Here is a 13,201-nt window from a genome sequence, read left to right on the forward strand (position 1 = left end):
ATATAAGAGTCATGTTTGCAATTGGCTTCGCATGTATTGTTGCCTCAATTCCTTTTGCATAGTAAAAACGTATCTAACAAAAAAATTAAGTTCGCCCGCTGCGCGGGCTGGGACGCAAACATGTGGGCTGCTCACTTCGTTCGGATTTTAGCCCTCATGCCTGCGCCCCTTATTTAAAAGTTAGGCATCAAGGATAGTATGGAGTCTGAATTAAAGATTGGTGATTGGGTTCGAAGTTACGGTTCTGGAATTTGGAGAATAAATAGAATTCTAGAACTAAACGAATTTGATATTCCATCACAAAGTTACAAACCAAGAACAGCAATATTTTCTTCTCGTTTTATTAACGACTCTTTTAAGCGTTCATTTTCAACTGAAAGTTGCGACTCAGCTTTCGTTTCTCATTTGGAGCCAGAAGAAAAGGAAAAGCTTGATTCATATATCAAACAAAACCAAGATTTGTTGTCCAAATTTGATACTTATAAACCAAAATCAATTGACGCTATTTACAATGCAAATGTAAATATACCAACTTCGAGAAATCAATCTGAACTTGAAGAAGATCTATCTGAGTTTAAATCACTTAATTTAGAGCAGCTTTATTCTAAGCTATTATCCTCTGGTTTAGGTTCAAGTGGTAGCAAAGGTTGGACGGCACAATTTGTATCCAAAAATCATTGTAGTGTTGGTGGTAAATTGGTGTATAGTTTTTCAAAGGTTTTAGCGTTTTGAATGCCTAACAAGCTAATAAATAAGGACAAAAAACAGTTGGCTGTTTTCGTTCCTCAACATTTTAGCCAACAATTTTTTGCCTATTAACAGGGCGCTGGGGGATCCCCTCATAGAATTGGTCTTCCTTCTTTGTGAACCCAGGTAATATATTGGGCGATAGCCCATGTCATTTGGGCTGAGTTCATCCTGTAATCTTTTGCCCTTTTCCTGACTTCTCTGCCTAGCCTAATGATAGATAACACGCGCCGATGACGGATGGTGTTAGCTTGAAATGCTCTTTCCCAATTTTGTTTTTGAGCAATGATACCGAGTAACCGCAATAGCCATTCTGCGAGCATCGCTATCAGCAGTAATATGTCGAATCGTTTGGTACTGCGACTGTTGCTGTGGCGCAGTCCCATTCCGTATTGAGGGCTTTTAATATCACGGAAGGTTTCTTCTATTTGCATCCGTCTTGCGTAAAGGGAAACCAGCTGTTTTGAGTTAAGCTTATCGTTCTCGGGAAGGTTAGTGGCGAGTAGCCAAGGCTCTTTACTACCCGCACGATAGCTTTGCTGGGCGGTGTGGTTTCGACCTGCCTTTGAAGAACGGTTGTCCTTTCGATGTTTGGCCTTTGCTTTGTACAAATGCAGGTGTGCATGAAGCGGGCTTTTACGCCCTAATTGCCCACACCCAAGGTATTTGGCGCGAGAATTTGCACTGGGATAAAACGACTTATTACTTTGCCATGATGCTTGCCCATCACGCTTAAATCCCACATCACCGCGCACTCGGCCTAGCCAGAACCATCCATGCTTTTCGACTTCACGAAACCAAGGGTTACGATAGCCTGCATCGGTCACAATCAACGGGCAACAACCCGACGGCAGGATACTCGCCAACTCCCGTAAAAACGGATTATGACTAACAGGTGAATTGTATTCACCGAACGAAAATACGCGCTCATAAAGCGTGACAGAGCGCCCCTGAACACTGACCGATGCACGTAAGGTTAAATGCCTGAGCTGCTCACGCACATCAGACCAATCCACAAGGACAACGGGCATGGGGTTAGCACCGCAAAGCAAGCGAGCGTGCCAACGATAGATGTCGAGCCGTTCATTATGTAGGTTGTTATTACCAAGCAGCCTGTCGATGCGTTTAATGTTGTGTTTCGGGGCCACGGAGCCTGAGATATTGCGTCCTAATTCGGTCAACGATAGGTGCTGGCCATCTAGCAAAGATTGGGTGGCAACCATCAAAGAGGAAAGACGTTTGGCATGTAGATTAGGGCATTGTTTTTTAAGCAAATCGTGTAAGATATGAATATCACGCATGGTGTTGTTATCTAGTTGGTTTTTGGCGAAATCCTCTTTCTTGATAAAAGACATCAAATGGCGCTATGCGTGTCTATATTATTGTTTCTGCTCATAATTATGAGGGGATTCGTTAGATTGAAGCGTTATGAGTAAATGCATGGAAGAGTTAATCTCACAGTACCCATTCTTATCAACCATATTCTTTATATGTATAGCTTGTGCATCTATGTATTTAATGTCAATTTTTAGTGGTTGGCGTTACTTAGCAAATACTTATGGTTACACCGGTAAAAATAGAGGCATTGCCACTAGAATGCGAACAGTAAAAATGGGAACATATTTTTATAGTAATTGCGTTACGCTAGGTTTAGATAATGAGTATGTATACTTTTCACTTTTCTTTCCATTTAGCATTGGTCATACGCCGCTAAAAATTCCGTATAAAGATATAATCAGTGCTACTTCAACTGGCTCATTAGATAATTTATTGAGTTTTGAAATTAATGATTTAAATATCAAGTTACCGAAAATGGAAGTTGAAAAAATGATAAAAGCAAGTGGAGGGACTTGGAGTTAATTTTACTCATAACAAGGGTTTTCAAGACGGACTGATAACAGTTTGCACGGTTCCGCTTCGCTACACATTTTAGCAAACTATTATCAGCCGCTTAAAACGGCGCTGGGGGATCCCCTCATAGAATTGGTCTTCCTTCTTTGTGAACCCAGGTAATATATTGGGCGATAGCCCATGTCATTTGGGCTGAGTTCATCCTGTAATCTTTTGCCCTTTTCCTGACTTCTCTACCTAGCCTAATGATAGATAACACGCGCCGATGACGGATGGTGTTAGCTTGAAATGCTCTTTCCCAGTTTTGCTTCACGGCGATGATACCGAGTAGCCGTAATAGCCATTCTGCGAGCATCGCTATCAGCAGTAATATGTCGAATCGTTTGGTACAGCGACTGTTGCTGTGGCGCAGTCCCATTCCGTATTGAGGGCTTTTAATATCGCGGAAGGTTTCTTCTATTTGCATCCGTCTTGCGTAAAGAGAAACCAGTTGTTTTGAGTTAAGTTTATCGTTCTCGGGAAGGTTAGTGGCGAGTAGCCAAGGCTCTTTGCTACCGGCACGATAGCTTTGCTGGGCGGTGTGGTTTCGACCTGCCTTTGAAGAGCGGTTGTCCTTTCGATGTTTGGCCTTTGCTTTGTACAAATGCAGGTGTGCATGAAGCGGGCTTTTACGCCCTAATTGCCCACACCCAAGGTATTTGGCGCGAGAATTTGCACTGGGATAAAACGACTTATTACTTTGCCATGATGCTTGCCCATCCCGCTTAAATCCCACATCACCGCGCACTCGGCCTAGCCAGAACCATCCATGCTTTTCGACTTCACGAAACCAAGGGTTACGATAGCCTGCATCGGTCACAATCAACGGGCAACAACCCAACGGCAGGATACTCGCTAACTCCCGTAAAAAGGGGTTATGACTGACAGGAGAGTTGTATTCTCCAAAGGAAAATACGCGCTCATAAAGTGTGACAGAGCGCCCCTGAACACTGACCGATGCACGCAAGGTTAAATGCCTGAGCTGCTCACGCACATCAGACCAATCCACAAGGACAACGGGCATGGGGTTAGCACCGCAAAGCAAGCGAGCGTGCCAACGGTAGATGTCGAGCCGTTCATTATGTAGGTTGTTATTACCAAGCAGCCTGTCGATGCGTTTAATGTTGTGTTTCGGGGCCACGGAGCCTGAGATATTGCGTCCTAATTCGGTCAACGATAGTTGCTGGCCATCTAGCAAAGATTGGGTGGCAACCATCAAAGCGGAAAGACGTTTGGCATGTAGATTAGGGCATTGTTTTTTAAGCAAATCGTGTAAGATATGAATATCACGCATGGTGTTGTTATCTAGTTGGTTTTTGGCGAAATCCTCTTTCTTGATAAAAGACATCAAATGGCGCTATGCGTGTCTATATTATTGTTTCTGCTCATAATTATGAGGGGATTCGTTAGATTGAGGCGTTATAAGTCTTAAGGTTGGATATGCCAATATTTGCTCAGGTGTTGTTATTTGTTGGCTTTACTTGCGTCATGATTTCGACGGTCTTGGTGTTCGTTTTTAAGCTGCCGAATACCAGTGCGCTTAACCTTTTGGCTAAAGGCAGTTTCGCTTTTCGGGACTTACATAATCATGTGGCAGTAAATTGGGTTAAACCAATATACTCAATAACCTGCATTGGTTTAAGTTGTATATTAATAGCAATTTTAGGTGTGCTGATAGTCAATGTATAAGACCTATAACAAGCCAAGTCAGCGGGAATTTTACTCGCTGAAAAACACTCATAAAATCCCCTGCTTGGGGCGTTAGCTGAATAAATCATGACCCCAGCATTTTGGTATAAAAAAAGTGAATGGATTGCTTCGAATAGAGGATTCATTTTTAAAGTTGCGATAATTTCTTTACTCGTTGGTTTAAGCGTTGGTTTGATCTCTGATTACTTAAATATCCAGTCAAAAATACTGATACTAATTGCTATGATTGCAGGATTCACTTTTTTTGGGGCTTGCAGTTTCTTTATTGTTTGGTTGTGGTTTCGGACGCCACCCACGAAAACCAATTCAAAAAATATGATTCTAAAATCTGGTCAAGTTGTTGGTTCGTCTTTGGAGTGGTTTTTTGCGGTATTTCTTGGTCTTTGGTACACGGGGTTGTGCTTGTTTACAATTGCTGTCCCCTTTAGTTTAACACTTACAAAGACATCCATCTTTAAAATCCCCTTTTTAGGAGGGGGGAATACCCCTCAACAAGCATTAAAGTACTTTTGGGTTTAGTGATTGAGAATTTTCCTGGAATATTGAGTGTTGAGTAAGTAAGCGGCGCGCAAGGTCAATTTTTAGGCAAAGTAGTCGGCTACAGGGTTTGCAGGGTATGTAATATTCGAAATTGATTAGTTGCAGTCGTTTTAAGCCCGCCTTAACAACTCTCTCGCTTTGGTCATTCCTCGCAGACGTTGATGATGGGTATGGCGTTTAAATGCATTCATCATTTGCTCCGTACCTGCTGCGTAGCAGAAGTGTTTTTCGAACTCCGTGGTTAATGTTAACCACTGAGCAGAGTCTAATCCCAATCTTTGTAGAATAGGGCTGTGAGTGTTATCAATATGACCGGCCTTATCATCTCGAATGCATCGGCCTGTCGTGTCTACCAATTCACAATAGTCTTTGAGCGAATATGCGATACCTCGAGGTATATTTTCACGAGGGTTTCCTACAAACGGCATTAACACGTTCGGTTGTGGTTGTTGGTTTTTAATGGCGTGAATGCGCTTTTTGATACTGGTGTGTTTTGACGTTTCGGGTGTTTTTGCCATTTTTGCACGAATGGGATTCAAGTCCACATAGGCCATACACGCTAAGACCGCACTCTCATCTAATAGGGCTTGTGATTTAAATCGTCCTTCCCAGAAACGACCAGTGCAGCCATCCTCTTTATTGGCTTCGCGAGCAATATATTCATTCAAGTCACGCATAAACCAGCTTATGTCATACAAACGTTGCCGATAGGTTTCAACGGTCTCATCAAAGGTGATTAGCTCTCCTTGGCTCAGCGTATCGCCATTCATAAACTTCTGAGTCAGCAAAGTGCCTCTGTGTAGCTTGTGATAACGCCTCAACACTTCATCGCTATCCCAATTATCAGCCATTGTTTTATCCACACATAGCACCACATGCGTGTGATTATTCATGACCGCATAGGCGCAAATGTCGATGGAATATACCGTAGATAAAAACAACAAACGCTCTTCTACCCAACCACGGCGATGCTCGTAACTCTGGCCAGAGTATTTATCTACTCCACACAAGAAAGAACGCCGCACACACCGGGAAACACAATGGTAATAAGGGGTATCGACTAAACTGATTTGGCTTTTTCGAGGTTGAGGCATAATCCATCTACCTGACAGAATGAAACACACATCAAGTCTAGTTCAGCCCTGAAAATTGACCATTTTTATCATGGGTGTCTTTCTTTTTTTTCGCTTAAATCCCACATCACCGCGCACTCGGCCTAGCCAGAACCATCCATGCTTTTCGACTTCACGAAACCAAGGGTTACGATAGCCTGCATCGGTCACAATCAACGGGCAACAACCCGACGGCAGGATACTCGCCAACTCCCGTAAAAACGGATTATGACTAACAGGTGAATTGTATTCACCGAATGAAAATACGCGCTCATAAAGCGTGACAGAGCGCCCCTGAACACTGACCGATGCACGTAAGGTTAAATGCCTGAGCTGCTCACGCACATCAGACCAATCCACAAGAACAACCGGCATGGGGTTAGCACCGCAAAGCAAGCGAGCGTGCCAACGATAGATGTCGAGCCGTTCATTATGTAGGTTGTTATTACCAAGCAGCCTGTCGATGCGTTTAATGTTGTGTTTCGGGGCCACGGAGCCTGAGATATTGCGTCCTAATTCGGTCAACGATAGGTGCTGGCCATCTAGCAAAGATTGGGTGGCAACCATCAAAGAGGAAAGACGTTTGGCATGTAGATTAGGGCATTGTTTTTTAAGCAAATCGTGTAAGATATGAATATCACGCATGGTGTTGTTATCTAGTTGGTTTTTGGCGAAATCCTCTTTCTTGATAAAAGACATCAAATGGCGCTATGCGTGTCTATATTATTGTTTCTGCTCATAATTATGAGGGGATTCGTTAGAGTAAGGCGTTATGTACTAAGTCGTAATTTCAAAATAAGGAAGTTGTAAAATGTCCAATGAACTCGTACCTATAAAAAGGACTCTTTTCTCACGTTATAAATTATTAATTTTTTGGGGCTTCATTTTTTACATTACGAGTTTCTTACTCTACTTCATTTTCCGAGAGAACTTGGAGATTTTTGCGCTTAAAAAAGAAGTGGCTATAGCTATTAATGATATGCTTAACGCATTTCTATTGCTTTCAGTCCCTTTCGTTTTTGGAACAATTGCAGCTTCTACTAGAATTCTTATTTCAGAGTTATCTATCAAGAAAAACTATAAAATCATTTTTGCCTCAGGGTTAATGGCTTCTTTTTCATGGTTAGGAATTAAAAGTAAGGTTTTTGTAGCACTTTTAACTCCATATATCGCAAAAAGTTATGAGGTAAAAGAGACCTCTCTTCAAGAGGGGTCTGGTGAGTTTTATTCTATGGCTTTGGTCGCGGTTTTAGTTGGAGCGTTTGCTTCAAATTTATACATCTTTGTAAGCCAAAAAGTTGAAGTTCTTTCCAGTAATAAACGTACATAACAAGAGACTATGGCGTCAATAGCTAATTTGTAGTCTTCGGCGCTTCCCACATGACCCCGTCTCTGAGCATTGAATTTAAGATAACAACCATCTTTCTAATGCACGCAATAATAGCCACTTTCTTAGGCTTTCCTGCTGCGACTAATCGTTGATATGTTTCCTTAAATACGGGGTTACTTTGTATCGCTGACATCATCGCCATGTACAAAACGGTTCTGACTTGATGTCTGCCACCTTGGATTTTCCGCAACCCTTTATAGCGCCCACTTTCTCGATTCATGGGAGCCACACCGACTAACGCAGAGGCTTGTTTGTTGGTCATGTAACCTAACTCTGGCAGGTTACTGATGATGGAAGCGGAGGCTATTTTTCCTATTCCTTTCATGCTCTGTAAGATGCAATTCTTCGCTTGATAATCAGGACAAGATTCAATGAGCGCGACAATTTTATTCTCGATTTTGGTTATCTGATTCTTAAAGGCAGTGAGAATAGGTTTGATGGTCATGGCGAGTTCTTTTGGTAGAATTTGCAGGCGGTTTTTTTCCATTGTTTGCATGACGAGCAATTGATTTCGCCTTGCAACTAAATCACTCATAGCCTGCATAGTATCTGGTTTTAGTTGAGATAACTTAGGCTGAATAGCTTCACCATAATGAGCAATCAATTGAGCATCTAGTTTGTCTGTTTTAGCTCGCTGACCTATCGCCCCAGCAAAGCGTTTAATGTGAATGGGATTGGCGACAACGAAGGGTAAATTAGCATTTGCACACGCGATAATAAACGGCATTTCTAATCGGCCAGTTGCTTCAATGACGATACGCCCAGGCGAATGCTGTTGGATTTTTTTAATGGCTTCTTTGATACCCTTTTCATCGTTAGAAACAGTGAAATAAATATCGTGAGGGCGGATATAAATATCCAATTGAAACTTGCCCGTATCGACACCGACGTTAACGCTTTGATTTGTTTTTGGATTCATAATAAGCTAACTCTTGCTTGCATAATGCGGGTTGAGACCCAGTAGACTATTCGAGTGTTTTGCTTGGAGTCCTTTGTGGTGTTCTTTCTTGTTATCGGTCTCTCAACTGAGGAGCCATCGCTCAATCGAACTACCACAAAAGAAGGCTTTAGTTGCTGCTAAAGCTTGGGTCTCACTTTACCTCACCCCGATTAAAATCAGGATGATTTACCTGAGTTATTATCCATACAAGCTGTTAAACAAGGACAAAATACAGTTGGCTTTTGCTCCTTCGTCGCTTATTTTAGCCAACTCTATTATTGCCTGTTAACAGGGCGTTAGCCACTTAAAGGAAATCATATGACAGGCAAGGTTTTTAAGATCGCAACGGTTATGGTCGTTCTATTACTTCTAGTAAGACCAGACACTATTATGTTGGCTTTGTTTATAGATTCTGTTGGTTTAGAACTTTTCTTATTTCTAGTCAGCCTTCAATTTAAAACATTTGCAATGTTTTTGGGCGCATATATCCAATCTATCCACCGAGTTATCACTAATAAATTTGAATATCGTGATAGTTTTTATTTTCGGCCATCACTGGAATCAATTAAAATGCAGCCCGCAATCGCTTGTCACGCAATCCCTTGCTATGGCTATTTATTAAATGCAGTGTGGCTAATAAGAGGGCAACCTCGTTGTTTTTAAAACGTGGCTAACAAAAACATCATGGTGGGAATTTCACTCGCTGTAAAAGCGCTCCTAAAATCCCCATATTTTGAGCGTTAGGCATCTAGGAGGCAGTTTGAAAATTTTCGCACTTTTTATTGGTTTCATTGCTTTCACATCCAGCTTTGCAACCCACGGATTCGCTATGAGGGTGGTTGGCTCTTGTCACGACAATGTATTTTCACTTGAAATCTCTACTTCCTTTCATGGACAAGTTACTTTTTCACTTTGTGAATCTCAAGAAAGTAAAAGCCTCAGAGTTAAAACCCTAAACATCGTTTATGACGAGAATAATAAGAAAAGCGTAATGACCGAGGTCACGGAAATTAAAGATTTAACAGGCGATAGTTTCGATAAGATTGTTGCTATGTACGAAGAGGCCTTAGCATTTAACACAATGGATAATGCCAATGGTTTGGATGGCTCGACATGGTGTATAAAAACATATCGAGGTATGAACGATTTAAAGGCTTGTTTTTGGACTCCAGGGAGTAATACGGAATCGCGAGGTTTAAGCGGTCTTTATAATTTGGGTGAACATCTTTGGGATGTTGCAAACTTAAAAAACAATAAACAATTTCAGTTTTATTAATAGATACCTAACAAACCAAGTCATCGGAAAACCACTCACTGGCTGCGCCAAAACGTTCGCGCTTTCCGCTGCTTGGGGCGTTATGTCTCAAAGGAAAATCATGATTAAAAGGATATCGGTTTTAGCTTTAGTTCTCCTAGTTGGCTTCTCTAGCGGATGGATTACTAGTCTTTTATTGCTAGCCGAAGATACAAAACAAGAACATGTATCAACCATAACTTCAGGTCTTAAGAATGATTTTGAGATAATTAAGATACTAGAGGAACAAGGCGTTTTTACGACTAAAGTAAAGCGGCAGTTTGATGAAAAATTTTCACAGACAGCTCTTCTTCTTATGATCACACGACCTAACGTCCAAGAATTAACCGCCATACCCACGCAAGAGATATGCGAATTAATCGAATACCATGATAGCTATGGGATTACAGTTGATGAGACTTTAGATTCTAATGTAAACACGTATTTAAAGAGCATCAGCTCAATTATCAAACAAGAAATGACTAATCTTCAAAGATTCACTGGTGGAGAAGGTTGTCAGATAAGTGGCTCAGGACCTAAAGAGTGCAGATACCGTGACGCAGCTCGTTGCAAAAATGAGACATAATCGGGTAGCCGGAAGTCTCTAACCTCCAGCCCCCACAACACACTGCATGCGGCTCCGCACAGGGCGTTTCACTTAGGATAGTGAAGCGCAATTCAACCATCACGTAATGAATAAAGCCCTACGGATTTTAAGTAATCAAGTGACAAAGCCTGATTGATCCCAGGGGATTTCGCACTGCGCCATGGTCCTTTGCTGGTGATGCCACAGGCAACTGCTGCTTGTACTCGCACCCGAGCGTCGGACCGTCCCAATCTCATTAAATTCCTTACTTTGGTACGTAGAATCCTAACAAAAATCCTAACAAAGACAGCCATCTTTAGAATCGTATAAAAAACTCTCCTGTTTAGAACGGAAAATACCCTTCAACAAGCGTTAAAGTACGTTGGAGTTTAGTGATTGAGAATTTTTCACTGGAATCTTGAGCGCTGAGGAAAGAATCGGATAAAAATGAGACACACATCAATTCTAGCTCAGACCTGAAAATCGGCTATTTTAATCATGGGTGTCTTTCCTTTTTTCTTTTTTTTGATTAGATATGAGCGACTACATATTAGATGAAGCTTGTTTCTTCAAAGGTTATTCCCCGTGATATCTGCATTTTATGTCGAAAGCTTCGCTCTTTCTCTGTCTTTATCGCGATGTAACCCATAATTGATGGGGCGTAAGCTTTAAACAAAGTCTCAATGTAGGCGCGTGTTCAGCTACTTGTCAGGGTAGTGGTTGTAGCGCTGATATTGGCTCTCATGTTGGCGCTGAATGTGCTACTGCTTCAAGCGAACGTAGTTTATGTGTAAACACGTTAGGCGTGAATACATTGGCCGAAGGAGTACAGAACCATGATAGTGACGAGTTTCGAGTACGAAAAATGGCAAAACGAATATGCTGCAAGAGCAAATGATGTGGGTAAAGCAACTCGCGGTGATAATACCAATCAGCAAACGGCTTCCGCTAGTGGGCAAGCATTTGCCGCTGAGTTGGCTGTTCAACAATCACATGAGCAATCACATCAGCAATCAAAGCAGCGAGATAGCATCACAGAATCTAATCACGTAAATGAACCACAGCAGGGCGAACCAACGTTTGGCGATGAAGCTTTTGAGTACCTGTTAGCGAACAGGCTGGGAGTAGATAAACGTACCCTTGATGAGCTAAAGGCAGAGCTTGAAGCGTTAGCGTCAGAGCGCGACAACCTGATAGAAAAAGAATCACTGAACGAAGCACAACAACAAAGGCTTGAAGTGATAAATGAGCGTATTGATGCGTTAACACAGCTCATGCAAGACTTAGTGGAGCAAGCAAGTGAACGAACCGCCGAGCATGAAGCACAACAGGCGTTGTTGTCAGGCTTTGCACAAAGCAATCAAAATGAAACTAAGCGATCATTTGGGATATGATGATATGTGTCGCAGGAAATAGAAGAACATTGCGTTGCTGTGCATATAAAACACACGAGCAACGCTCGGTCATCTTTATGAGATGCCGTTGTTCAATATCGTTGTTAGATACCGTAAATTGCGTCAACCAATGGGCCAACTTTTACATCACTAGCGATGTTTTGGCCGTTTAAAAACGCTTCGATGGCGGTTTTGTCTTCTTCGGTAGCATTCCCGTAACGATCAGCAGAGGTAACGAACCCTTCCAATGTTTCGCTTTCATCATTCAGCGTAATGTAAAGGTTTTGCGCAATAACAACATCAGCAAATGTGTTGAAGAACGCTTCGTATTCGTCTTCTGATACTTCAGCCAAATTACAGCTAAATTCAAAGCCAAGAATGGCCCATTCGTCTAAATGAAGTTTCTTACGAATACGTCTGTTTCTCGTTGTTTTCTCTGTCATGGTATACCTGTAAAATATGTGCGAAATAAATGGCGCTAACATTTGCTCACGCATGTAAAACGTGAAGGCTAAACGTTGGTTACGCCGTTAACGCGCGCATACTAACAGCTTTTGCGCCGCTTTATTGAAACAAAGAAAAAATATAGAAAGAAAACTAGGCAATCAATCACATAAAGAAAAACGGCAGTCACGAAAGAATCGTAACAGCCCATACCTGATCGGGTATAATACATTCACTTGGCGCTTTTCACGTGTCAATTGCCCCCTTTAGTTTGATGTTTGACGACGTCATTTGGCCGTTAAACAGAAAATCGTAATCAATAGACATAACACTTAGACATATAGAAAAATGAAACATGAATAGAAAGAAAAAGCTCACTCAAATCCACAAAAAACGTGTGAAGGCCGTTGCTGCCAAAAATAGTGGTAAAAAGAAATCAGGCTATGTGTCTAAGGCCGAGCGCGCAAAACTTGAAGCCGCTGCACAAGCCGAAGAGCAGGAGCAAACCGAATAACGGCTTTTACAAGCTTGTATGTTACACCATCCAATATTCAGTTCATTCAACTGCTCGCTTTGAGCCAGTTAATGGGGTTCTACCAAAACAAGGAACGTTTCTATGCACAGCACTATCCTGGCCTTATGCCTTTCAATCTTACTCTTGTTTACAGCCAATGCTGTGCAAGCAGTTACCGCAGAACAAGCGTTCGCCAGTCAAAAAAGTGATGTGCAAGTCAAGAGCATGGGGACTGTGACCAGAGTTTTGAGAGACGATAATAAGGGTTCACGTCATCAAAAATTCATTTTAAAGCTGGTCTCAGGGCAAACCATCTTGATAGCCCATAACATCGACCTAGCGCCGCGAATTGTTGGTATCGCCAAAGGCGATACAGTACAGTTTTATGGTGAATATGAATGGAGCAGTAAGGGCGGCGTAGTGCACTGGACTCACCACGACCCTCAGAATCGTCACGTACCGGGTTGGTTAAAGCACAAAGGCAGAGTTTACCAATGAACGATTTGCTTGGCCCTTGCTTCTAAAAAGGGCATCAAAGCAAGGCTCCGATAGATAGCTTTAAAATACCGCTTAGACACCCAGACTCGAAAACTGCTTTATATAGCAAAGGTACAAAACGAAAAATTTATTGTGTTAGCAG

Annotated in this window: 15 protein-coding genes and 2 pseudogenes; 10 read left to right on the forward strand and 7 right to left on the reverse strand. The window is 42.0% G+C overall.

Going from position 1 to position 13,201, the window contains the following annotated elements; all coding sequences use genetic code 11:
• The first annotated feature begins 198 nt into the window (after positions 1-198).
• Positions 199-732 carry a hypothetical protein gene (locus PATL_RS09905; protein ID WP_011574756.1) on the forward strand — a complete coding sequence of 178 codons (534 nt, stop codon included), beginning with the start codon at positions 199-201 and terminating at the stop codon, positions 730-732.
• A gap of 107 nt (positions 733-839) precedes the next feature.
• Here PATL_RS09905 and PATL_RS09910 read toward each other — a convergent pair whose 3' ends face one another.
• Positions 840-2,048 carry an IS4-like element ISPat1 family transposase gene (locus tag PATL_RS09910; RefSeq protein WP_041714380.1) on the reverse strand — a complete coding sequence of 403 codons (1,209 nt, stop codon included), beginning with the start codon at positions 2,046-2,048 and terminating at the stop codon, positions 840-842.
• Positions 2,049-2,187: 139 nt separating this feature from the next.
• Here PATL_RS09910 and PATL_RS09915 point away from each other — a divergent pair, with 139 nt between their 5' ends.
• Entirely contained in the window at positions 2,188-2,607 is a 420-nt protein-coding gene (locus PATL_RS09915; protein WP_157043407.1) for a hypothetical protein, read from the forward strand.
• A 115-nt stretch (positions 2,608-2,722) separates the two neighbouring features.
• On the opposite strand, the gene PATL_RS09920 is transcribed toward PATL_RS09915, so the two are convergent.
• Positions 2,723-3,931, reverse strand: coding sequence for an IS4-like element ISPat1 family transposase (locus tag PATL_RS09920; protein ID WP_041714381.1), 1,209 nt, complete (start codon positions 3,929-3,931; stop codon positions 2,723-2,725).
• Between the two features lie 482 nt (positions 3,932-4,413).
• Between PATL_RS09920 and PATL_RS09930 the strand changes: the two genes are divergently transcribed.
• Positions 4,414-4,866: a hypothetical protein gene (locus tag PATL_RS09930; protein ID WP_011574761.1), complete on the forward strand. Its 453-nt coding sequence runs from the start codon at positions 4,414-4,416 to the stop codon at positions 4,864-4,866.
• Positions 4,867-4,997: 131 nt separating this feature from the next.
• Here the strand turns inward: PATL_RS09930 and PATL_RS09935 are convergent, their stop codons facing one another.
• Both PATL_RS09935 and PATL_RS09940 read right to left on the reverse strand, forming a co-directional pair.
• Positions 4,998-5,981, reverse strand: a complete 984-nt coding sequence (locus tag PATL_RS09935; protein WP_011574762.1) for a hypothetical protein — start codon at positions 5,979-5,981, stop codon at positions 4,998-5,000.
• Positions 5,982-6,071: 90 nt separating this feature from the next.
• Positions 6,072-6,644, reverse strand: a pseudogene (locus tag PATL_RS09940) (IS4-like element ISPat1 family transposase); the annotation flags it as partial.
• Positions 6,645-6,810: 166 nt separating this feature from the next.
• Here PATL_RS09940 and PATL_RS09945 point away from each other — a divergent pair.
• Positions 6,811-7,329 (forward strand): hypothetical protein, encoded by a 519-nt coding sequence (locus PATL_RS09945; protein WP_041713649.1) that lies wholly within the window; start codon positions 6,811-6,813, stop codon positions 7,327-7,329.
• Positions 7,330-7,351: 22 nt separating this feature from the next.
• Here PATL_RS09945 and PATL_RS09950 read toward each other — a convergent pair whose 3' ends face one another.
• Positions 7,352-8,308 carry an IS110-like element IS492 family transposase gene (locus PATL_RS09950; protein WP_011573729.1) on the reverse strand — a complete coding sequence of 319 codons (957 nt, stop codon included), beginning with the start codon at positions 8,306-8,308 and terminating at the stop codon, positions 7,352-7,354.
• A 339-nt stretch (positions 8,309-8,647) separates the two neighbouring features.
• On the opposite strand from PATL_RS09950, the gene PATL_RS09955 reads away from it, so the two are divergent.
• The 3 genes from PATL_RS09955 to PATL_RS09965 all read left to right on the forward strand — a co-directional run bounded on the left by PATL_RS09955 (position 8,648) and on the right by PATL_RS09965 (position 10,209).
• The gene (locus PATL_RS09955) at positions 8,648-8,992 is read left to right on the forward strand and encodes a hypothetical protein (protein ID WP_041713651.1); all 345 of its coding nucleotides are present in this window, start codon (positions 8,648-8,650) and stop codon (positions 8,990-8,992) included.
• 97 nt (positions 8,993-9,089) lie between these two features.
• Positions 9,090-9,605: a hypothetical protein gene (locus tag PATL_RS09960; RefSeq protein ID WP_041713653.1), complete on the forward strand. Its 516-nt coding sequence runs from the start codon at positions 9,090-9,092 to the stop codon at positions 9,603-9,605.
• Positions 9,606-9,705: 100 nt separating this feature from the next.
• Positions 9,706-10,209, forward strand: a complete 504-nt coding sequence (locus PATL_RS09965; protein ID WP_041713655.1) for a hypothetical protein — start codon at positions 9,706-9,708, stop codon at positions 10,207-10,209.
• Positions 10,210-10,301: 92 nt separating this feature from the next.
• Here PATL_RS09965 and PATL_RS22810 read toward each other — a convergent pair.
• Positions 10,302-10,487: pseudogene (locus PATL_RS22810) on the reverse strand (group II intron reverse transcriptase/maturase); the annotation flags it as partial.
• A gap of 558 nt (positions 10,488-11,045) precedes the next feature.
• Between PATL_RS22810 and PATL_RS09970 the strand changes: the two are divergent.
• Positions 11,046-11,603 carry a hypothetical protein gene (locus PATL_RS09970; protein WP_011574766.1) on the forward strand — a complete coding sequence of 186 codons (558 nt, stop codon included), beginning with the start codon at positions 11,046-11,048 and terminating at the stop codon, positions 11,601-11,603.
• 104 nt (positions 11,604-11,707) lie between these two features.
• Here the strand turns inward: PATL_RS09970 and PATL_RS09975 are convergent, their stop codons facing one another.
• Positions 11,708-12,046 (reverse strand): YggL family protein, encoded by a 339-nt coding sequence (locus tag PATL_RS09975; RefSeq protein WP_011574767.1) that lies wholly within the window; start codon positions 12,044-12,046, stop codon positions 11,708-11,710.
• Positions 12,047-12,402: 356 nt separating this feature from the next.
• Between PATL_RS09975 and PATL_RS22450 the strand changes: the two genes are divergently transcribed.
• Positions 12,403-12,561: a DUF2986 domain-containing protein gene (locus PATL_RS22450; protein ID WP_011574768.1), complete on the forward strand. Its 159-nt coding sequence runs from the start codon at positions 12,403-12,405 to the stop codon at positions 12,559-12,561.
• Between the two features lie 102 nt (positions 12,562-12,663).
• On the forward strand, positions 12,664-13,059 hold the full coding sequence (locus PATL_RS09980; RefSeq protein ID WP_011574769.1) for a DUF3465 domain-containing protein: 396 nt from the start codon (positions 12,664-12,666) through the stop codon (positions 13,057-13,059).
• The last annotated feature ends 142 nt before the right edge of the window (positions 13,060-13,201 follow it).

Origin of the sequence: Paraglaciecola sp. T6c (assembly GCF_000014225.1) — a bacterium.
Taxonomy (GTDB): Bacteria; Pseudomonadota; Gammaproteobacteria; order Enterobacterales; family Alteromonadaceae; genus Paraglaciecola; species Paraglaciecola atlantica_A.